Consider the following 20,543-nt stretch of genomic DNA (forward strand, 5'->3'; position numbering starts at 1 on the left):
GCCTATGCTGCGGTGAAACCAAAAGGTGCCGCAGTGCAGAATAACCCGCATACCACTCTGATCACAGCCGATGCGCCCGTAGCGGCGAATACTCATGGCGGGCGCGCGAAATGCCTGCAGCGTCTGGTTCGGCTGGATTTTCCCGTACCACGAACGGTTGCATTGTCCTTTGATGCAGTGCAGCGGATCGCCGGCGGGCAGGTGCCCGACATTGCGGCTATTCTCGAACAGTTCGACGAGGCGGCGCTGCTATGTGTTCGTCCAAGTTCCGAAGACCCCGATTGGGGCGGGCCTGGGGCAATCCTCAACATCGGTATGAATGATGCGCGCTATGTGGATCTGTCAGACGAGATGGGGAACGAGGCCGCGGCTGCACTGTCGCTGCGCTTTGTTCAAAGCTATGCCATTCATGTGGCGCGTCTGGATGCGGATGTGTTTGACGACATCGAGGCCGATGGGCTGGAAGGTCTGCGCCAGTCGTTGCGGGCCTATGAGGATGAGACCGACGAGCCCTTTCCACAGGATCGTGGTGAGCAGCTGGTTGCGGTTCTGCGTTCGATGGCGCGGGCCTGGGATGGAACCTCAGCCCGGCTGTTACGCCAGGCAAAAGGTGCGCCAGCGGATGCAGGTCTGGGCCTAGTCATTCAGGAGATGGTCCCGGGTGTGGGGCAGGGCGAATGCGGGTCCGGCGTTCTGCAACTGATTGATCCGACAACAGGGCTGCAGCAGATAACCGGTCGTTACCTCAGCCAAAGCCAGGGTCGCGATGCGTTGGGCGAGGGGGTCGCGGCGCTGTATCTGGAAAAGGATCCGCGTGGTAAGTCGCTTGAGGAAGTTGCGCCCAAGGCATTCGCGGAACTCAAGGCACATGCTGCAATCATGCGCGAAAAGCTGCGTGAGGAAATGCAGGTCGAATTCGTCATCGAAAATGGGCACGTTCACATTCTGGACGGTGTGCGCGTGCAGCGCAGTGCCCGTGCCGCCATGCGGATTGCTGTTCGGTTGGCCGAGGATGGCATCATTCCTCAGCAAGAGGCGGTGATGCGGGTCGATCCGCATTCTCTGAACGAGTTGCTGCACCGGCAGGTTCACCCCGACGCGCGCCGCGATGTGCTGACCACAGGCATTGCAGCCAGTCCAGGGGCGGCAACCGGAAAGCTTGTGTTTACTGCGGCCGAGGCGCAGGCCAGTGCCGCGCGGGGCGAGCCCTGTATTCTGGTGCGCCGAGAGACGTCCCCGGAAGATGTCCGGGGAATGCACGCCGCAGTGGCTGTTCTGACCGAAAAGGGTGGGATGACCAGCCATGCGGCCGTGATCGGTCGCGGCTTGGGCCTGCCTTGCATCGTTGGCGCCTCTGAAATGCGGTTTCAGACCAAAGAGAAGATGTTGACAGCCCAGGATGGCCGTGTTTTCAAAACGGGCGACAAGCTGACGATAGACGGAACTTCGGGGCAGGTTCTGGCGGGGCAACCCGCGATGCTTGAGGCGGCGCTAGACGATTGTTTTCAGACGCTTATGAGCTGGGCAGACGCCGAACGTGATATTGAGATCCGCGCCAATGCCGATACGCCTGCGGATGCGCAGACCGCTCGGAACTTTTCGGCACAAGGGATCGGCCTGTGCCGGACGGAACATATGTTCTTTGATCCCGGCCGCCTGATCGTGATGCGCGAAATGATCTTTGCCCAAACCTCTTCCGGTCGTGCGGCGGTTCTGGAACGTCTGCTTCCGATGCAACGCGCAGATTTCGTGCAACTCTTTCGAATTATGGAAGGTCAACCGGTCTGTATCCGCCTGTTCGACCCGCCGTTGCATGAGTTCCTGCCCACGACTCGCAGTGGCCAGCGTGAATTAGCAGAGGCACTTGATCTGCCGGTTTCGGATGTGGAACGCCGTGTCGCCGAGATGACCGAATACAATCCGATGTTGGGATTGCGCGGCGTCAGGCTGGGCATCACGGTGCCGGAAATCTATGATATGCAGGCCCGGGCAATCTTTGAGGCGACGCTTGAGGCCAGCGAAGAGGGCGCTCTGGTGGTCCCCGAGGTGATGATACCGCTGGTTTCGGCCAAGCGCGAGGTTGAGCTTGTCAAATCTCGGATAGACACGGTTGCGGCGTCGGTAGCTGCTGAACGAGGGCAAGAGTTCGAATATCGGCTGGGGGTCATGGTGGAAACGCCGCGTGCCTGCCTGCGGGCGGACGAAATCGCTCCACAAACTGCGTTCCTTAGCTTCGGCACCAATGATTTGACCCAAATGACCTATGGATTGTCTCGTGATGACGCTGGTCGTTTCATGTCTGCTTATGTGCGTCAGGGTGTTTTCGCCGAGGATCCGTTCCACGTGCTAGATCCCGATGGTGTAGGGGAATTGCTGAAGCTGGGGTCTGAACGCGGACGCCGGGTTCAGCCGGACGTGACCCTGTCGGTCTGTGGCGAACATGGCGGAAACCCCGAATCAATCGCAATTTGTCGGGATTTGGGGTTCGACTATGTGTCATGTTCACCCTTCCGGGTACCTGTCGCTCGGCTGGCTGCCGCTCAACTGGCGATTTCGTCCAGACTTGGGGGTTGACAGTAACTGCCGACCCAAGGATTAGTGGGAAAAGAAGGTAGCCGTCGTCAACATATTTTGACGTTACGGCGATTTTCCACTTGCATCTTCTTCTGATCTGGACGTTTCCGATTCAATTCGGTATGAGCCTCATCGCGCCCGCCGGGGGAGGGTATGGCGCAGAATGTGCCTGTGCGAGGTTATCTGATGCTAAGATATATTCTGGCTGTTGCCGTTATGGCGACAACCATGCTGCCTAGTGTGTCCTTCGCTGAGAGGGAAGCAACCGATACTGCGAAACGTGAGCTGGTCGCCCGTAGCGAACTGCCCGGTCAGAATTTTCGCGATTATCTGAATTTGTTCAAGCCCCGACAGGAGCCTGAGCCGAAAGAAGTGTCCTACTCCAAGAGCTGGTTGGACGAGCAACCCACCGCCACCGGAGGCGAACAATTCAAGTGCCTGGCCGAGGCGTTGTACTTTGAAGCGCGCGGCGAAGGTGTGCGCGGTCAGTTTGCTGTGGCGGAGGTTATCCTCAACCGTGTTGCCAGCAGCCGCTTTCCCGACACGCTGTGTGGTGTGATCAATCAGGGCACAGGTAAGAAATACCAGTGCCAGTTCACCTATACCTGTGACGGTCAAGAGGAAGTGATCCGTGAAAAGAAGGCCTATGAGCGTGTGGCAAAAGTTGCGCGTACAGCCATCGACGGGGCTGCCAAAAAGCTGACCGAAGGGGCTACGCATTATCACACGACCGCAGTGCGCCCGTCTTGGGCCAAGGTCTACAAGGAAACCGCGCGTATCGGTGTCCATATTTTCTACCGTCACAACTATCAGACGGCGAGTAACTGATTGACGCACCCGCGCTGGAACCCTACTGGCGCGGGACGAAAATCGCTTTAGATTGCGGGCCAAGGAGGCCCGTATTGTTGTTATCACGCAGACAGATTTTGCAATCCGGTACAGCAATGTTGCTGTTGCCCAAGGCAGTGCATGCCGCAATAGATGATTTGGTTGCCCAGATCGTCTCCCGACAGCTGGCCCCTGACGGGTACCCCGAGACCTCGGTTTGGTCCTTTGGTGGAAATGTGCCCGGTTCAGAAATTCGCCTGCGCAAAGGGCAAAGCGTCCGGCGCAGATTGGTAAACGATTTGCCCCAACCCGCTACGATCCACTGGCATGGCATTCGGATTGTCAATGCAATGGACGGAGTTCCGGGTCTGACGCAGGACGCTGTTCAGCCAGGCCACAGTTTTACCTATGACTTTGTGGTCCCGGATGCGGGGACATATTGGTATCATGCCCATAACCGATCCATGGAGCAGGTTGCGCGTGGCCTCTACGGCCCATTGATTGTCGAAGAAGATAATCTGCCTGATGTGGATCAGGATTTGACCCTTGTCCTGGACGACTGGAGGTTAGCCCCGGAAACCGGGCAGATCGTAGAAGATTTTGATAACCAGCACGACCTCAGCCACGCCGGGCGTTTGGGCAATCTCGTCACAGTTAATGGCCAGTTTGATCCAGAATATGCAGTGGCGCGCGGCGCGCGCCTGAGGCTGCGGCTGATCAATGCGGCAAATGCCAGGATATTCGATCTGGGGCTGGATGGTCTGACAGGTTGGATCGTCGCTTTGGATGGAATGCCTCTGGTTGACCCTTTGCCGGTTTCCGGGAACGTCCCGCTTGCACCTGCTCAGCGGATGGATCTGATTGTGGATGTGCAAAGTGATGAGGGTCAGATTGCCGGGCTTGTAAGTCAAGAACGCGGTGACAGCTTCGGTCTGGTTCGGCTTGCGGTGGCCGGTCAGGCGGCGGCAAACAGGACTGGAATCCGCCCTTTGCCAGCAAATGAGATGCCTAAGGTTCGGCTGGACGACGCACCGATCCATCGCATGACGCTGCAAGGCGGGGCCATGCGATGGCTGGATTCCGCCAATATGGGCGAGACCGAACTATCAGGCCGTGAATTGGCCCAACTCGGGAGGTTTTGGGCATTGAATGGCTATTCTGATCGACCGGATGAGCCGTTTCTGGATGCGCGATTGGGAAGTGCTCATCAGATTGAGTTTGTCAATGAAACGGCGTTTCCCCACGCTATGCACCTGCATGGGCACCATTTCCGCATCATCCTGGATGACGGCACGCTGGGCCCCTGGCGCGACACGATACTGATAGGGCGGGGTCAGACCCGTAAAATCGCGCTGATTGCTGACAATCCAGGCGACTGGTTGTTACACTGCCATATGCTGGGTCATTCCGCATCCGGAATGATGAGCTGGTTTCGCGTCAGCTGACGCCGCATTCGAAGACTGGAATGGCGCTTGTTGCAGTGTTATAGGGCCTGCAATATGTAAATAGGTCCGAAAAGTCCACCAAGCCCAAAGGGTCAACCGCATGAGTTCTGAAATCCGTCTTGCCTTTGCGCACCCCTCCGAGCGGTCCGAAGCGACAGCCACGCGGGGACCTCTGGATCGCATCTCTCTGCGTGACCATATTGTCGAGGTCGAGATCGGCGCCTTTCAGGCCGAGCGTGGAACGACGCAACGCATCTGCTTCAATATCGTTGTCGAGGTGCGCCCGCTGACCGATCCTATTGACGATGATGTTGATCGCATCCTGTCCTATGATCGTGTGACCGAGGCCATCGCCTTTGAGCTGTCGGCCGAGCGGTTGAACCTGCTGGAAACTCTGGCGGACCGGATTGCTGAGAGAATTCTGCTTGAACCTCAGGCCGTAAGAGCTTTTGTCAGAATAGAAAAACTGGATCGAGGACCCGGCGCTTTGGGCGTCGAGATCGTGCGCGGTAAAGATGCAACTCACCACGATCTGGTCGAGGAAGAGCGTCCGCACCCGCGTTTGGCCTTCCTGTCAAACGAAGCAATCGCGTCGGACAATCTGACCGGCTGGATTGACCAGTTGGAAAACCGGAAACGCCCCCTGATCCTCTGCGTCGGGGCGGCGGATATGGCCGTTTCGCAAACCGGTCACGCGATGACTCAGCGCCGGATCGACCTGCTGGCCATTGAACAGAACGCCTGGGTACTGGCCGCGCGTGACCTGCGCTGTGTCGTCGTTTCCACCCGGACCGAGTTGGATTGGGCCATGAAGAACGGGCAGATTTGCGTCTGGGCGCCGTCCAAGATCGTGCTTGATGCAGTGGACGGCCCGTCGGCTGCGCCCTCGGATGCGGTCGCTCTGGCGGCGTGGTTTGCCGCGACATTCGAAGCGAGCGAGCTGATGGTATTCGGAGGCGCCTTGCCGGACTCACCCCAGACTCCGCTGCGCGCTGTGCCGGTGGATCAGGCGACCCTGTGACCACTTACTATCGCCCTTTGGTTCAACATGGTGAGGCGTGCCCCGAGGGGGCGGTCGCCTTGGCCGGTCAGACGCTGTGGTTCACCCATGTCGAACGCCTCAGCCGGACCGAAGCCGCGCGCATCCTCCCGGCTGCGCAGGTTCCCGGCGATGTGCTGGATCGGCTGACACGTCCACGGGCCGCTATTTCTGGCGTTGCGATGGATCGGCCCCAGATCATGGGCATCCTCAATGCCACGCCGGACAGTTTCTCGGATGGCGGGGTGCATAACTCGGTCGAGGCGGCACAGGCTGCGGCTCGGGACATGGTATCGCGGGACGCCAGTATTCTCGATATCGGAGGCGAGTCGACACGCCCGGGTGCAACCTTTGTCCCTGAAGATGAGGAAATCGCCCGTACGGAACCTTTGGTTCGGGCGATCAGATCGACGACCGATGCGTTGATTTCCATAGATACCCGCAAAGCCGCCGTTGCCAAAGCCGCTTGGAAAGCCGGGGCAGGGCTGATCAACGACGTCTCGGGCTTTACCTTCGATCCGGACCTTGCGCCGTTCTGTGCCCAGGTTGGTGCGTCCGTTTGTGTGATGCACATGCAGGGCGATCCCGGTTCGATGCAGGACGACCCGACTTACGACAGTGTTTTGCTGGATGTTTATGACTTCCTACATGGGCAGGTCGGGTTTCTTGAAGACCTCGGCATGAGCCGGGACCAGATCGTTATCGACCCGGGCATAGGATTTGGCAAAACCGAAAAGCACAATCTTATCCTTCTGCAGAATCTCAGCCTGTTTCACGGTTTGGGGTGTCCGATCCTGCTGGGCGTGTCCCGAAAGGGGTTTATTGGTCAGATAGGCAAAGAACCCGGCAAAGATGCCCGTGCGCCGGGATCCATCGCCGTGGGGCTGGCCGGATTGGCACAGGGTGTACAGATCCTTCGTGTTCATGACGTCGCTGAAACCGCTCAGGCCTTGCGTCTATGGGCCGCCGTCCGGTAATCCGGTCGCAACAAGCAAGAATTTACGGAGAGATACCAATGCGCAAGCTGTTCGGAACCGATGGGGTGCGTGGCACCGCCAATACGCATCCGATCACGGCTGAGATGGCCCTGCGCATGGGGGCCGCGGTTGGGCGGTACTTCCGACGTGACCAATCCGGCGTGCACCGTGTTGTTATTGGCAAGGATACGCGCCTGTCTGGGTATATGCTGGAAAACGCGCTGACGGCGGGGCTGACCTCGACCGGGATGAATGTTTTGCTGCTGGGACCAGTTCCAACGCCGGCTGTCGGCCTGATGACGCGGTCAATGCGCGCCGATCTGGGCGTGATGATCTCGGCCAGTCACAACCCCGCCGAAGACAACGGGATCAAGTTTTTCGGGCCTGATGGCTTCAAACTGTCGGATCAGGCGGAAATTGAAATCGAACGGCTGATCGAAGAAGGGGTTAAGCCTGCGCAGGCCCAAAATATCGGTCGGGCCCGCCGGGTAGACGATGCGCGGTTTCGCTATGGCGAGCGGGTGAAATCTTCGCTATCCCGCGATCTTAGGCTGGACGGTTTGAAAGTGGTGGTGGATTGCGCCAATGGCGCCGCGCACCGTACTGCGCCCGAAGTTTTGTGGGAACTTGGGGCCGAGGTCATTCCTGTAGGCACCTCTCCTAACGGTAAGAATATCAATCTGAATTGCGGTTCGACCAAACCTCAGCTAGCAGCTGAAACGGTGGTGGCGCACGGGGCCGATGTGGGGATCTGCCTGGATGGTGATGCCGATCGGGTTGTGATCGTGGATGAGCACGGACACGTGGCCGACGGCGATCAGTTGATGGCGTTGTTGGCGACCTCTTGGGCCAAGGCCGACCGCTTGCGCGGCGGCGCTTTGGTCGCGACAGTCATGTCCAACCTTGGTCTCGAACGCCATCTCGGTTCGCAGGGGCTCAAGCTTGAACGAACGGCCGTAGGCGACCGCTATGTAGTCGAGCGGATGCGTGAAGGAGATTTCAACCTGGGTGGTGAACAATCTGGCCACATCGTCATGAGCGATTATGCCACCACAGGCGATGGCCTCATGGCGGGCCTGCATTTCCTGGCTGAAATGGTACATTCCGGGCGCAACGCATCCGAACTGTCGGTTCAGTTCGAAACAGTACCGCAACTGTTGAAGAACGTGCGCTATGGCGAGGGGCAGGCCCCGCTGGAAACAGTTGGTGTGAAAGCCGCAATCTCGGATGCCGAAGAGCGTCTGAAAGGAAAAGGCCGATTACTGATCCGTAAATCCGGCACTGAACCTCTGATCCGCGTCATGGCGGAGTGTGAAGATGATCAGCTGTTGGCCAAAGTCGTTGACAGTATCGTTGCTGAGGTCGCGGCGGTTGCAGGCTAGCGACCGGCCAGCATTCTGCGCAGGCTGAACCACTGGCTGATCGCTAGCCCGGTCAGGATCATCGCTAGAGCAACGTAAAACCGTATCGGCAATGCCTCGGACAGAACCCACGCGCCAAACACCATCGACCATATCGGAACTTGGTAGTTGACCAGCGTCAGAAAAACAGACCCGGCGCTGCGAATAATCGAGACGCGCAGCAACGTGGCAAAGGCGGTTGGAACAAGGCCCAATGCGATTATGGCGAGGCTAGGCCGTGCGCCATGCCAATTTGGCACCCCTTCGGTTACCAGCATGATGGGCAACAAGATCGCCGCGCCGACCAGCAAAGTGAACGCAGCCAGAACAACCGGATCGACCGGAGGGCATCTGCGCGTGAATATAGAAGCGCAGGAATAGCACAGTGCAGCACCAATACAGGCCAGCTGTGCCAGTGGTTCCGCACCTTGACCAAGCTGTGCAAGGCCAGGGCCAATCAGAACCAGCGCGCCTGCAAATCCAAGTGATACGCCAACAAAACGCCGCGCGTTGAGGGGCTCATCCGAAAAGAAATGTGCCAGTGGCAACACCATCAACGGGATGGCCGCCATCGACAGGCCCGCAAAGGCGGACGGAACATATTGCTGGCCCCAGCTGAGCAGCAAAAAAGGTAGGGCCGTCGACAGAATCCCGATCACGATGATTGAGGGCCAAAGGCCCCGCGTGGTTGTTGGCAATTTGCGACCCGTCGCCCCCATCAGCAGTATAAGGGTGAGCGCGCCCAGAGTCGTGCGCGCTGTTGCTACTGTGACGGGCCCGTACCCTTCGAGCGCGATGGCCACGACCATAAATGTGCCGCCCCAGATGAAGCCAAGTACAGCGACCATAAGCCAGTTTTTGTTGGTGATTTCAGAGGGTTCTCTCATGGTATTGCCTGCTTCGTCACAATTAGCTGCGAGTGTGGTATTGTAGGGGTATTGGAAAAAGAATTTGGAGACAAATTATGGACTACAAAGAAGTGAATGCTGTTTGCCAGCCCGGAGACGATGTGGCTTCACGAGATTGGTATGCTTGGAACAACAAGATGCCTCCGGGGCCCGCTAGGTTGATTGTGACGGGCATTGTCACGGTTGGTAATCCAGGGGTCGAGCCCATGTTGGTTATCGCCAATCCGCAGGGGATCAATCCCAGCCATTTGCTGCTCAACATCTTCCTCTGTCAGAAGCCCGGGAAATGGCCCTCGGTGGTTGTCGACAAGCCGGTGCGGTTCGAGCAGCATTCGAACCCGATGTATACCCATGTGGATATTGTTGGCGGGCCGTCGATAGAAATTTTTGACGCCCATTAAATGAATGACGCCGCCCCGGGGGGCGGCGTCACGATAGGATCAGTTCTTTTCCTGATCGACCAGTTTACCGGCCGAAATCCAGGGCATCATGTCCCGCAGCTTTTTGCCGACCACTTCGATCTGGTGCTCGTCATTGGAACGGCGCGAGGCTTTGATGGTGGGTTGACCCACAGCATTTTCCAGCATGAAGTCGCGTACGAATTTGCCGCTCTGGATGTCCGACAGGGTCTCTTTCATTGCCTTCTTGGTCTGCTCATAAGGCAGGATGCGCGGACCAGTGACGTACTGACCGTATTCAGCAGTGTTCGAGATCGAGTAATCCATGTTGGCGATTCCGCCTTCATAGATCAGGTCCACGATCAGCTTGGTTTCGTGCAGACACTCGAAATAGGCCATTTCGGGTGCATAACCTGCCTCGACCAGAGTTTCAAAGCCGCAGCGGATCAGCTCGACGATACCGCCACACAGAACCGCCTGTTCACCGAATAGGTCGGTTTCGCATTCTTCGCGGAAGTTGGTCTCGATGATGCCCGAACGGCCGCCACCGATGGCCGAGCAATAGGACAGACCGATTTCCAGCGCTTTGCCGGTTGCGTCAGTGTCAACAGCCACAAGGCAGGGAACGCCGCCACCTTTGGTGTATTCACCACGGACGGTGTGGCCGGGGCCTTTGGGGGCCATCATGATGACGTCTACGCCTGCTTTCGGTTCGATCAGGCCAAAGTGAACATTCAGGCCGTGGGCGAACGCAATCGCAGCACCCGGCTTGATGTTGTCATGCACGTATTTCTTGTAAGTTTCGGCCTGCAATTCATCGGGCATGGTGAACATGATGACATCACACCAGGCTGCCGCTTCTGCAATGCCCATGACCGCCAGGCCTTCGGCTTCGGCTTTCCTAGCCGAAGGCGAGCCTTCGCGCAGGGCAACGACCAGATTCTTCGCGCCCGAGTCGCGCAGGTTCAGCGCGTGTGCATGACCCTGGCTGCCATAACCCAGGATGGCCACTTTTTTATCTTTGATCAGGTTGATGTCGCAATCGCGATCGTAATAGACGCGCATGATGCTGGTCCTTTCTGTTTCGATTGCTGTGGGTTTTAAGGCGATTTTCCAAGGATAGCGATACTGTTATCCTTGAATTATCAAGGATAACTCGAGTATCTATTCTTGAAGTATAGTAAAAAAGAAAAAATCATGCTTGATGATGTTGACCGCAGGCTTCTGCGTCATTTCCAGGCCGACCCGACACTGACAACCGCTGAGTTGGCCGAGCTTTGTCGCATCAGCACAAGTGTCTGCTGGCGACGTATCGAAAAAATGCAAGAGGCCGGGATTATTCAAGCCCAAGAGGCGATCATTGACTGGGCCGCATTGGGATATGCAGTCGAGGTTTCATTGCGGGTGACGCTGGATAAGACCCAACCGCGTGCATTCGACGAGTTCATGGGTGTCGCGCGCGAGGTTCCCGAGGTGATCGAGATTCAGACCTTTTTGGGCCGCGTGGATGTGCGCTTATCTGTGCTTGCCAAGGATATGGCACATTACCAGCAGCTGTATCGTGACCGTATCCTGACTTTGCCGCATATCGCAGATATCGAGGCATTGATGCATATCGCGCGGGTCAAAAGCGATGAGGTGCTGCCGCTATGACCGAATTGGATGAGCTCGACCGCAAAATTCTGCGCGCTCTGATCCAGGATGCAACGCAAAGCGCGGGTGCCTTGGGGCGTAGATTTGGCCTGTCTCAGCCCGCGATGTGGCGCCGTATCCGGAGGCTTGAAACGACGGGGATCATAAAGGGGCGCCACCTGCGTTTGAATGCAGAAGCGTTGGGGTTTGGGGTGACAGTTTTTCTGGGGGTCAAGTTAGCGCGGAAAGGTCAGGTCAGCCTTGAAGATTTCGAACGTGCCGTCAGTGCGATCCCCGAGGTTCAAACCGTTGAACATGTGTTGGGCCTCTATGATTACCGTTTGCGCGTCGTGGCACGGGATCTCTCGGACTTTGAACGTGTTCTGCGCCGCCGGATAATGACTTTGCCCGGGGCCGGAGATGTCGAAGCCAATGTATTGCTGAGCGAAGAGAGGCTACCCGGGCCTATCGGCTAGGCCCGTTTTAGTACCTGGTACGGATGTAATATCCGGGATGATGTGTCATGCGCGCAAAGGTAATTGGCTGCCCGTCTTTCCATGTCGTGCGCTCTAATTGGATCATGGACGTCCCCGAGGTTGTCCCCATGAATTCAGCCAGCCGTCCATCTGCCGAAATCGCGCAAAAGGCGACTTCAGCATCGGTGAAGGGGGCGGCGTGCAACAGCCACTCATGCGGGCCTTTGGTGTCGAGGTCAGCATGTTCCACTTCTGGAACTGCATCGATATTGATCCAGCGCTCTTCCAGTTGAAACGGCCGGTTGTCTGCATAGTGCATGCAGACAATATGCAAAACACGCGCTTCTTGCGAGACGCTTAACTGAGAGGCAAGCCATCCGGGGCTGGAGACGATATTACGCTCGACCAGCGCATAACGATAGGTGGAGTTCTGCCCCTCGACATCCAGTCGGGTCAGGGAAAACTCCAGTTTTGCGTGTTTGCTGGGTTCTTTTTTGACCCGCGTTCCGCTTTTACGTTTTCTTTCAACGAAGCCCTGATCTGCCAGTTCCCGCAAAGCACGATTCACCGTGGCACGGGCACAATTAAATTCTTCTGCCAACTGAGTTTCTGTCGGCAGCACCGACCCCTGTGGCCAAACTCTGGTTTCTATTCGTCGTTTTACTTCGTCACGTACAAACTGAAAACTGATCCGCTTATGCGCAGTCACGAGTGAAAATACCTTTCTTCTCCAAAGTGTATGTATCTGGTCAGAAACACGTAGGGGTGTAAAGGGTTGCTGACACTGTTTGGCGTCATTAGTTGTCGATAGGGCCTTTGAGGCGTTAAAATTTTCTTAGGAAACCGGGTTCCGTTGGGTCAATTTTCAGTAATAACTGAGAGGCAGTGAGCGAAGTTGCGAACACCCGCTCGTTTCGTGGAATTTGAAAGGAATACCAATGCCCCCGCTTTTGGACAAAATTGACCCCAATGGGTTAGAGGAGTTTTCGGTCGTCTTCACCGATCGCTCGCTTAATCACATGTCGGTTCAGTTTCAGCATGTGATGCGCGACATCTCTGAGATGCTGAAAGGCGTTTACAACGCTGACGGTGTGGCCGTTATCCCGGGTGGTGGTACCTATGCAATGGAAGCAGTCGCGCGCCAGTTTGCCCGCAATGCCAATGTTCTGGTGGTCAGGAATGGCTGGTTTTCCTATCGGTGGAGCCAGATCATCGAGTCCGGTGGGTTGACAGCGTCGGCAACAGTTCTGAAGGCGCGCCAGACCGGCAACTCGGCAACGTCCCCATTTGCGCCTGCTCCGATCGAGGAAGTCATCGAAACGATCCGCGATGGGCGCCCGGATGTGGTCTTTGCGCCGCATGTCGAAACAGCGGCCGGGGTCATTCTGCCCGACGACTATATTTCGGCGATGGCAGCCGCAGCCCACGAGGTTGGGGCGCTGATGGTTCTGGATTGCATCGCTTCGGGCTGCGCATGGGTGGACATGAAGGCGACGGGTGTGGATGTCCTGATCTCGGCCCCTCAGAAAGGGTGGAGCGCATCGCCTTGCGCGGGTCTTGTCATGCTGTCCGAACAGGCTGAGGCAAGGCTGGAGGAGACGACTTCGGACAGTTTTGCCGTCGACCTGAAGAAATGGCGTCAGATCATGCAAGCCTATGAAAATGGCGGTCACGCCTATCACGCCACGATGCCAACAGATGCGCTGAAAGCCTTCCGCGACACGATGGCCGAGACTCGAGACTATGGCTTTGACAAACTGCGTGACGCCCAGTGGGCATTGGGGGACGGTGTACGGGCAATGCTGAAGGATAAGGGCATTGTTTCTGTCGCCGCCGATGGGTTTGGTGCGCCGGGTGTGGTGGTCAGCTATACCTCGGATCCCAATATCCAGAACGGCAGCAAATTCGCCGCCCTGGGCATGCAGATCGCTGCTGGTGTACCCTTGCAATGTGATGAGCCAGACGGGTTCAGCACCTTCCGTCTGGGCCTGTTCGGTCTGGACAAGCTGTACGATGTTGACGGCACAATCGCGCGTCTAAAGCGCGTGCTGGACCAGGTTTTGTGACCATCGGGCTTTAGCGGACGCCGAGGCCCATCTGCATCAGCGTCTTGCGCACGGTCGGCAGCGAATACAGCGCGTTCAACCCCATTGCACGTATGTCCCGTAAAGGCCGCGCTTCGATCATCGAGGCGCGGTTCAGCAGGTCGATACCCTTGACCCGGGCCTCGATCTCGGTATGACGCGCTTTGTGATAGGCATCCAACATCTGCGCGTCACCCAGGCCCTCGGGACGGGCCTGTGCCAAATCCAGCAGGCATCGCAGATCACCCAAGGACATGTTCAGCCCCTGCGCACCGATGGGGGGCACGACATGGGCGGCTTCGGCCATCAGGGCCACGCGTTCGCCCGACAGACGCTCTGCCGATTGGCTGATGATCGGCCAGATGGTCCGACGAGAGGCCAGTTTCAACGGACCGAACAACCCGCAGGACCGTTCGGTCATCAGCGCTTCAAAGCTTTCCGGATCGGTGTTCAACAGCTCTACCGCGCGCGGGCCACGCTCCATCCATACAATCGCGGACGAGGGCTGACCCTGCCAGTCGGGCAGGGGAACGAGCGTGAACGGGCCGCCGGACCTGTGAATCTCGGTCGAGACGTTCTGATGCGGGATCGAGTGTGTAACCGCGAAGGCCAACGCCTTTTGCCCATAGCGCGTGGTGTGCACGTTGATCCCGGCGGCCTCTCGCATGGGCGAGTTGCGACCATCTGCGGCGATCACCAGTTTACAGCGGATGCGCGTCCCGTCGCTCAGGCCAACGCGGGCTTCGGCTGTACGGGTGAACAAGCTGACCGTGCCCGTTCCGGGGCGAAAATCGACATTGGGCAGTTCAGCGAGACGGGCCACCATTTCGCGCCGCAAGAGCCAGTTTGGCAGGTTCCAACCAAAGGGCTGGTCCGAGATATCCGCGGCATTGAAGTCGCGCACCACGCGCGGCTCGGGCACATCGCCGCCTGCATCCACAATCCGCATGATCTGAAGAGGGGCGGCATGCGCGTCGAGTTTTTCCCACAGCCCGCATTGTTCCAAAAGACCGTGGGCTGGTTGCAAAAACGCGGTGGTCCGTAAATCCGATCCGTCCACGTCCCGCTGGGTCACAGGTGGGGTAGGATCAACACAGACCACATTGAATCCAGCCGCGCCAAGGGCCGCCGCTGCGGTCAAACCGGCAATTCCGCCGCCGGAAATCAGGATGTCACACTGGTCGTTCATGGCGCCCTCTTTGGTTCTAACCCGACCCTAGAGCGGTTCGACTTCCCGCGCCAAGTGACATCCTGTCTCGCAGGTCAGCCGCGCGAGATCAGGATGAGGATCAGGAATATCACGGGCACCATCACGACGGCGGGGATATACAAGCCCGGCAAGCCAAACAGCATCACTGAACAGCCCCACATGCTGAAGATGGCGGCAGCGGTGTAATACCAGTCGTCCCCATCTGCATCGGCCGCATCGCGCGCCATCCAGCCAAACAGAGGAACAGCAAATAGCAGGCGCTGCCAGATGGGTGAGCGCGGGGGCATTTCGATTGCGGACATCTGGGTCTCCGTTCTGTTCGTCGCAGTTGGGATATAGGGGCGGCGCCCGGGTCGCAGTACGTGCAGATCGTCGCAGTGTGACAGCCTATCGCAGGCGGGCCAGAAAGGCGGTCAGGTCGTCTGTATGGTGGTGGATGTGATCGGCCATGTGCGGTTCGGGCGCGACATGAACCGTGCGCATCCCCATCTCATGCGGGGCCGCCAGATTGCGCGGATCGTCTTCGAACATGGCCGCTTTTTCTGCCTTGATTCCGTCTTGCGCAAAGATGGCCTGGAATGCGGCCTTCTCGGGTTTAGGACGGTATCCCGCATGCTCGACCCCATAGATGGCATCGAACAAACCGCTGAGGCCACGCGCCGCAAGGACGCGTTCGGCATAGGGCGCGCTGCCATTGGTATAGACAATGCGGCGACCGGGCAGAGCACGAATATGTGCCGCCAGATCCACGTCCGGGTCCATATGGCTCATATCCACCTGATGCACGGCATGCAGGTAAGGGTCGGGATCCAGATCATGTTCGGCCATCAGCCCGGCCAGCGTGGTGCCATATTCGCGCCAGTAATGGGATCGCAGTCGGTCGGCCTCGGCCCGGTCGACGCCGATGGCCTGAACCACATAATCCGTCATCAGCACCTCGATCTGATCGAACAGGCGCATATGCGGCGGGTACAGGGTGTTGTCCAGATCGAACACCCATTGGGAGACATGGCTGAAGGCAGGTTTGACCATACCTGCCGTTTAAGCGGCGCAGCGCAGGTTTTCAATGCAGTACTTGATTGTGCGCACTGCAGACGGATAGACATGTCCGAACGAGGAGAAAAACAAAAGATGCCCCAATCCAAGCAGTCCAACAGCGACGCCTACAGCCTTATTCTCGAAGCGATTGATGTGGGCATCTACAAGCCCGGTGACAGGCTGGTCGAAAGCGAGCTGGCCGAAAGGTTCGGTGTTTCGCGCACGCCAATCCGCGAGGCGTTGCAGCGGTTAGAGACCCAATCCTTGCTTGAACGCGACGGGCGTTCGCTGATTGTGGCCTCATTGGACCACAATCAGATGGCAGAGCTATATGTCGTTCGCCGTGAACTTGAAGGTCTCGCTGCAAGTTTGGCCGCCAAGCACGCGACCGAGGAAGAGATCAAGGTGCTGCAGGAAATGGTTGCCGAAGATGATGCGCTGGTGGACAATCCAAACGCCCTGTCTCGGGCGAACCGGCGGTTTCACGAACAGATCCATCTGGCCTCGCACAACCGCTATTTGGTGCAACAGCTGAACCTTGTGCACCGCACAATGGCCTTGATGGCAACGACATCGCTTGCGGTTTCCGGGCGCGGTGAGATCGCGCAAAGTGAACACAAAGGCATCGTCGAGGCGATAGCCGCCCGTGACGAGCAAGCCGCGGAACGTGCGTTGAAAGAGCATATCTCGGTCGCTTTCATGACGCGTCTCAAGCAGGATGCGGTTCGTCGCGAAAGCTGACGGTCACATGTCGAAGGCTTCTTCACTGGCTTGACCGTGTTGGGTTTTGTCCCAGAAGAACGGGTTGATAGCCAATTCCCAAAGGGCTTTGTAAGCTGCCAGCACACCCAAGGGGAAATACAACGGCATTGTCGGCACCCACGGCATCAGAAACCGTCTTTCACGGGCAGAGACAGCCAGTATCCCGATGGTCACATTCGTGATCTCTGCAAATACGAACAGAGCTATCAGTATGGTCATGACCTTGCCCGGAATGACGGGATCCAGCGGGCTGGCCAATCCGAATGTGGTAAGCCAGAACAGCCACAAAACCGGGGCCAGCAGGAATTGTCCGACGGTGCCCAGAAAAAACGCCTGAAGCCCAAGGAAGCGCAGCACACCCAGCTCTTTCAGCAGATGGATCGGCGCGCGCATGTGGACAAGATATGTGACCATAAAGCCCTTGAGCCATCGTGAACGCTGTTTGACCCAAGGCCAGGCCCGAAAGTTTGCTTCTTCGAAAGTGGCGGTATCAACCATCTCGGTCCGATAACCCGCGCGGCTGAGGCGGACGCCCAGATCTGCGTCTTCGGTCACATTATGGGCATCCCAACCGCCCAGTTCCAACAGCTTTTCGCGACGAAAGAAAAAGGTTGTACCACCAAGTGGAACCACCAGTCCCAACCGGGCAATGCCAGGCAGGATGACCCGAAACCAACTGTTATACTCGATGGTAAAGCAGCGAGACCGCCAGTTGGTGCGCGGGTTGTAATAGTCCAGAACGCCTTGCAAGCAGACGACGTCTTCACTGGCTTGGGTGAAATGTCCGACGACGCGTTCGATTTGATCGGGAAGAGGGGCGTCCTCGGCATCCCAAACGCCCAGAATATCACCACGACAGAAATCCAGCGCATAGTTCATCGCGCGCGGTTTTGTCGTCAGCCCGCTTAATGCCGGTACTTCGATCGTGCGGATCCAACAGGGCAGCTCGATTTTGGCCAGGGTTGCACGGGTTACCATATCCGTTTCTTCCAAAACCAGAATGACGTCCAAAAGAGCTTTGGGATATGTCAGACGTCGCAATCGACGGATCAGAGCGCCAGCAATCTCTCGCTCTTTGTACAAAGGGACCATGATGGAAACGCGAGGCAGTCGAAGAGGAAGCGTGGTGGCGGTCTGACTGTGGCGTTTTCCTTTGTAACATAGAAACGAGAGCAATCCCGCCAGTCGCAATGTCAGGAATAATACAAGCGACGTAACGGCCAATACGACCAGAGCCAGCAGCCCCGGAATGGGTTGCGCCAGGAACAGTGTGGCGAGGCCAAGCACTATGGCAATCGGCCCAATACGCGAGTGCCGAGTCCAGGACCGGCAACTCTGAGCTATTGCCACACGGGTTTCAGCCTTTTCAGCAAGGCTTTCCGAGAAAATGCTGGCGATTGCATCGTCGATCCGGTCCGCATCGGCAAGCACGGGTATGATCGTTTGCTTTTCCTTTGCCAACTGCTTGCGAACTGCGTCGAACTGATCGGGATTGGCGGTAGCGACCAGCAGAATGGGACCGATGCGCATCCAGGGAATGATGTTGTGATCCAGCCAAAAGCTGGCGGGGCGGGTTTTGCAAAGGTCCGGATTTGGTGGATGCAGATCCAGGTCCGCGATCTGCAATCCTGTTTGTTCAGACAGCGCCGTCAGAACCTCGGACCGATCTACCCAGCCTTCGCCGACCAGGATTTCGCCCAGTGCAACATTTTGTCTGGATTGCAGGTGCAGGGCTTTTTGCAACTGATGGTTCGAAAGTAGCCCGCGGTCGATCAGGCAAGCCCCCAAAGGCTTGCGCACCGTTGTAGAAATCGGCGCGGCCGATGCGAAATGCTGCAGGTTCAGTTCAACCATTCAATCAACCCAGACGTGGTAATCTGCGTCAGGGTGGAGCGATTAAGGTTAATAGGCCGTTAAGACTGTATGATTATGCCTGTGCTTTCCGGGCGGCCATCGCATGCGAGAACCGCTCGAACAGGTAGAAGCTGTCTTGTGGACCTGGAGATGCCTCTGGGTGGTACTGTACCGAATAGACCGGTCGACCCGTCATGCGAATTCCGCAGTTTGAACCATCAAACAACGAACGATGAGTCTCAACGACACCGTCGGGAAGGGTTTGAGCGTCTACCGCAAACCCATGGTTCATAGACGTTATTTCCACCTTCCCAGTCTCGAGATCTTTTACCGGGTGGTTCGCCCCGTGGTGGCCGTGATTCATCTTGACAGTCTGACCGCCAAGGGCCAGCGCAAGCATCTGATGACCAAGGCAAATCCCGAATACGGGTAGGTCGGTGGTGTCCAATACCTCTTTGATCATCGGTACTGCGTATTCACCCGTAGCCGCTGGATCACCGGGGCCATTGGACAGGAATACGCCGTCGGGACTATGGGCCAAAACCTCAGCCGCGGTGGCCGTTGCGGGCAGCACAGTGACATCGCACCCGGTCGAGGCAAGGCATCTCAGGATATTGCGCTTTGCCCCGAAATCCAGTGCCACAACCTTATGTACTGGGGCCTCTTGCCGTTTATAGCCATCTGGCCAAGCCCAACGCATCTCATCCCAGCGATAGCTTTGCGCACAAGTCACTTCCTTCGCCAAATCCATACCTTCAAGCCCGGCAAAGCCACGCGCAGCCGATACCAGAGCTTCGATGTCGAAATTGCCCTCAGGATCATGGGCCAATGCCACATGAGGTGCGCCTTGCTGGCGAATTGCGCGGGTTAACCGGCGGGTATCGACACCGCCAATGGCAATACGCCCACGCTGGGCAAGCCATGATTTCAGCTCTTCAGCAGACCGCCAGCTGGACGGTTCGGTTGGGTCCCATTTGACGACCATTCCGGCCGCGACAGGATCACCGGTTTCGTCATCCTCGGGGTTCACGCCAACATTTCCGATATGAGGGAAAGTGAAGGTCACGATCTGCCCGGCATAAGAAGGATCGGTCATGATCTCTTGATAGCCGGTCATTGCGGTGTTGAAACACAGCTCGGCCACGGTCTGGCCTGTGGCGCCGAAACCGACCCCGTAGAACAGTGTTCCATCGGCCAAAGCCAGACATGCGGTGGGCTTGGACGGGGCGTTCTGGGCCATAGCGCGACTCTCCTGCAGGGTAAATCGGCGCATACCTAAGGGGGTTATGCGCTTGGGTCAAGTGTGTTCAATTTTTGGGCTATTGAGCAATATCAATGACTTAGATGTTGAGACCCCCGGTTGTATCACGCTTTTTGTTTCGATATGGTCGGGGTTCCTTTTGTCATGGGGATGGACAAACTAAATGGATATGCGATCACGGGTGAATTCCGCCCTGAAGCAAGCAATGAAAGACAAGAACGCCGAGCGTCTGTCGACCCTACGTCTGATCAATGCAGCAATCAAGGACCGGGATATCGCGTCTCGTGCTGCGGTCAACGAGGAAGCCAAGGGTTGCGGTGATGCCGAAGTTCTTGAAATTCTAGGGAAAATGTCCAAGCAGCGTAAGGAAAGTGCGCGTGCTTACGAAGAGGGTGGACGCCTCGATCTGGCGGAGCGTGAACTGCGCGAGATAGAAGTCATAGAAGAATTCCTGCCCGAGCAACTGGACGACGATGAGGTGACGAAAGCCATCCAATCAGCGATTACGGCCACTGGTGCCGGGTCGATCCGGGATATGGGCAAGGTCATGGGCGAGCTCAAGACACGCTATACTGGCCAGATGGACTTTGGGAAAGTTGGGCCCATGGTCAAAGATCAGCTTTGTGCGGCTGCCAGCGGCTGACTGCCGTGACATGC

At 57.3% G+C, this 20,543-nt stretch carries 20 protein-coding genes; 12 read left to right on the forward strand and 8 right to left on the reverse strand.

The genetic code is table 11. From position 1 onward, the window contains the following. The first annotated feature begins 12 nt into the window (after positions 1–12). From AC2FIM_RS00450 to glmM, 6 genes are all read left to right on the forward strand, one after another. Positions 13–2,574: a putative PEP-binding protein gene (locus AC2FIM_RS00450; protein ID WP_496731682.1), complete on the forward strand. Its 2,562-nt coding sequence runs from the start codon at positions 13–15 to the stop codon at positions 2,572–2,574. Positions 2,575–2,760: 186 nt separating this feature from the next. After that, a complete protein-coding gene (locus AC2FIM_RS00455) occupies positions 2,761–3,402 on the forward strand; it encodes a cell wall hydrolase (RefSeq protein WP_496710154.1) in 642 nt (213 codons plus the stop codon). 74 nt (positions 3,403–3,476) lie between these two features. After that, a complete protein-coding gene (locus AC2FIM_RS00460) occupies positions 3,477–4,847 on the forward strand; it encodes a multicopper oxidase family protein (protein WP_496731684.1) in 1,371 nt (456 codons plus the stop codon). Positions 4,848–4,947: 100 nt separating this feature from the next. Continuing rightward, positions 4,948–5,868, forward strand: coding sequence for a dihydroneopterin aldolase (locus AC2FIM_RS00465; protein WP_271946412.1), 921 nt, complete (start codon positions 4,948–4,950; stop codon positions 5,866–5,868). Further along, entirely contained in the window at positions 5,865–6,863 is a 999-nt protein-coding gene (folP, locus tag AC2FIM_RS00470; RefSeq protein ID WP_496678151.1) for a dihydropteroate synthase, read from the forward strand. Before AC2FIM_RS00465 ends, folP begins: the two co-directional genes overlap by 4 nt. Before the next feature lie 38 nt (positions 6,864–6,901). Then, the gene (gene glmM, locus AC2FIM_RS00475; RefSeq protein ID WP_271946415.1) at positions 6,902–8,245 is read left to right on the forward strand and encodes a phosphoglucosamine mutase; all 1,344 of its coding nucleotides are present in this window, start codon (positions 6,902–6,904) and stop codon (positions 8,243–8,245) included. Here the strand turns inward: glmM and AC2FIM_RS00480 are convergent. After that, positions 8,242–9,150 (reverse strand): DMT family transporter, encoded by a 909-nt coding sequence (locus AC2FIM_RS00480; protein ID WP_496678149.1) that lies wholly within the window; start codon positions 9,148–9,150, stop codon positions 8,242–8,244. The genes glmM and AC2FIM_RS00480 overlap by 4 nt on opposite strands. Before the next feature lie 77 nt (positions 9,151–9,227). Between AC2FIM_RS00480 and AC2FIM_RS00485 the strand changes: the two genes are divergently transcribed. After that, positions 9,228–9,572, forward strand: a complete 345-nt coding sequence (locus tag AC2FIM_RS00485; RefSeq protein ID WP_142634506.1) for a hypothetical protein — start codon at positions 9,228–9,230, stop codon at positions 9,570–9,572. Positions 9,573–9,611: 39 nt separating this feature from the next. On the opposite strand, the gene ilvC is transcribed toward AC2FIM_RS00485, so the two are convergent. Next, positions 9,612–10,634 carry a ketol-acid reductoisomerase gene (gene ilvC, locus AC2FIM_RS00490; RefSeq protein WP_142634504.1) on the reverse strand — a complete coding sequence of 341 codons (1,023 nt, stop codon included), beginning with the start codon at positions 10,632–10,634 and terminating at the stop codon, positions 9,612–9,614. A 132-nt stretch (positions 10,635–10,766) separates the two neighbouring features. Here ilvC and AC2FIM_RS00495 point away from each other — a divergent pair, with 132 nt between their 5' ends. Together AC2FIM_RS00495 and AC2FIM_RS00500 are read left to right on the forward strand one after the other, a co-directional pair. Beyond that, positions 10,767–11,222: an Lrp/AsnC family transcriptional regulator gene (locus AC2FIM_RS00495; protein ID WP_271946422.1), complete on the forward strand. Its 456-nt coding sequence runs from the start codon at positions 10,767–10,769 to the stop codon at positions 11,220–11,222. After that, positions 11,219–11,677, forward strand: a complete 459-nt coding sequence (locus tag AC2FIM_RS00500; RefSeq protein ID WP_142634500.1) for an Lrp/AsnC family transcriptional regulator — start codon at positions 11,219–11,221, stop codon at positions 11,675–11,677. Before AC2FIM_RS00495 ends, AC2FIM_RS00500 begins: the two co-directional genes overlap by 4 nt. Before the next feature lie 7 nt (positions 11,678–11,684). Here the strand turns inward: AC2FIM_RS00500 and hutC are convergent, their stop codons facing one another. Further along, positions 11,685–12,386 (reverse strand): histidine utilization transcriptional repressor HutC, encoded by a 702-nt coding sequence (hutC, locus tag AC2FIM_RS00505; RefSeq protein ID WP_142634498.1) that lies wholly within the window; start codon positions 12,384–12,386, stop codon positions 11,685–11,687. Positions 12,387–12,615: 229 nt separating this feature from the next. Between hutC and AC2FIM_RS00510 the strand changes: the two genes are divergently transcribed. Beyond that, entirely contained in the window at positions 12,616–13,743 is a 1,128-nt protein-coding gene (locus AC2FIM_RS00510) for an aminotransferase class V-fold PLP-dependent enzyme (RefSeq protein ID WP_142634496.1), read from the forward strand. Positions 13,744–13,753: 10 nt separating this feature from the next. Here AC2FIM_RS00510 and AC2FIM_RS00515 read toward each other — a convergent pair whose 3' ends face one another. The 3 genes from AC2FIM_RS00515 to AC2FIM_RS00525 all read right to left on the reverse strand — a co-directional run bounded on the left by AC2FIM_RS00515 (position 13,754) and on the right by AC2FIM_RS00525 (position 16,003). Further along, complete coding sequence (locus tag AC2FIM_RS00515; protein WP_271946428.1) at positions 13,754–14,950, reverse strand: UbiH/UbiF family hydroxylase; 1,197 nt, start codon at positions 14,948–14,950, stop codon at positions 13,754–13,756. A 74-nt stretch (positions 14,951–15,024) separates the two neighbouring features. Further along, positions 15,025–15,273: a hypothetical protein gene (locus AC2FIM_RS00520; protein ID WP_271946430.1), complete on the reverse strand. Its 249-nt coding sequence runs from the start codon at positions 15,271–15,273 to the stop codon at positions 15,025–15,027. Positions 15,274–15,358: 85 nt separating this feature from the next. After that, positions 15,359–16,003, reverse strand: a complete 645-nt coding sequence (locus tag AC2FIM_RS00525; RefSeq protein ID WP_142634490.1) for a pyrimidine 5'-nucleotidase — start codon at positions 16,001–16,003, stop codon at positions 15,359–15,361. Between the two features lie 99 nt (positions 16,004–16,102). On the opposite strand from AC2FIM_RS00525, the gene AC2FIM_RS00530 reads away from it, so the two are divergent. Next, positions 16,103–16,750, forward strand: a complete 648-nt coding sequence (locus AC2FIM_RS00530) for a GntR family transcriptional regulator (protein ID WP_142634488.1) — start codon at positions 16,103–16,105, stop codon at positions 16,748–16,750. 3 nt (positions 16,751–16,753) lie between these two features. On the opposite strand, the gene AC2FIM_RS00535 is transcribed toward AC2FIM_RS00530, so the two are convergent. Both AC2FIM_RS00535 and carA read right to left on the reverse strand, forming a co-directional pair. Then, positions 16,754–18,625 (reverse strand): glycosyltransferase, encoded by a 1,872-nt coding sequence (locus AC2FIM_RS00535; protein ID WP_496707869.1) that lies wholly within the window; start codon positions 18,623–18,625, stop codon positions 16,754–16,756. A gap of 73 nt (positions 18,626–18,698) precedes the next feature. Further along, on the reverse strand, positions 18,699–19,865 hold the full coding sequence (carA, locus tag AC2FIM_RS00540) for a glutamine-hydrolyzing carbamoyl-phosphate synthase small subunit (protein WP_496707868.1): 1,167 nt from the start codon (positions 19,863–19,865) through the stop codon (positions 18,699–18,701). A gap of 184 nt (positions 19,866–20,049) precedes the next feature. Between carA and AC2FIM_RS00545 the strand changes: the two genes are divergently transcribed. Further along, a complete protein-coding gene (locus tag AC2FIM_RS00545) occupies positions 20,050–20,529 on the forward strand; it encodes a GatB/YqeY domain-containing protein (RefSeq protein WP_142634482.1) in 480 nt (159 codons plus the stop codon). The last annotated feature ends 14 nt before the right edge of the window (positions 20,530–20,543 follow it).

Source organism: Ruegeria sp. CDSC052 (assembly GCF_059610685.1).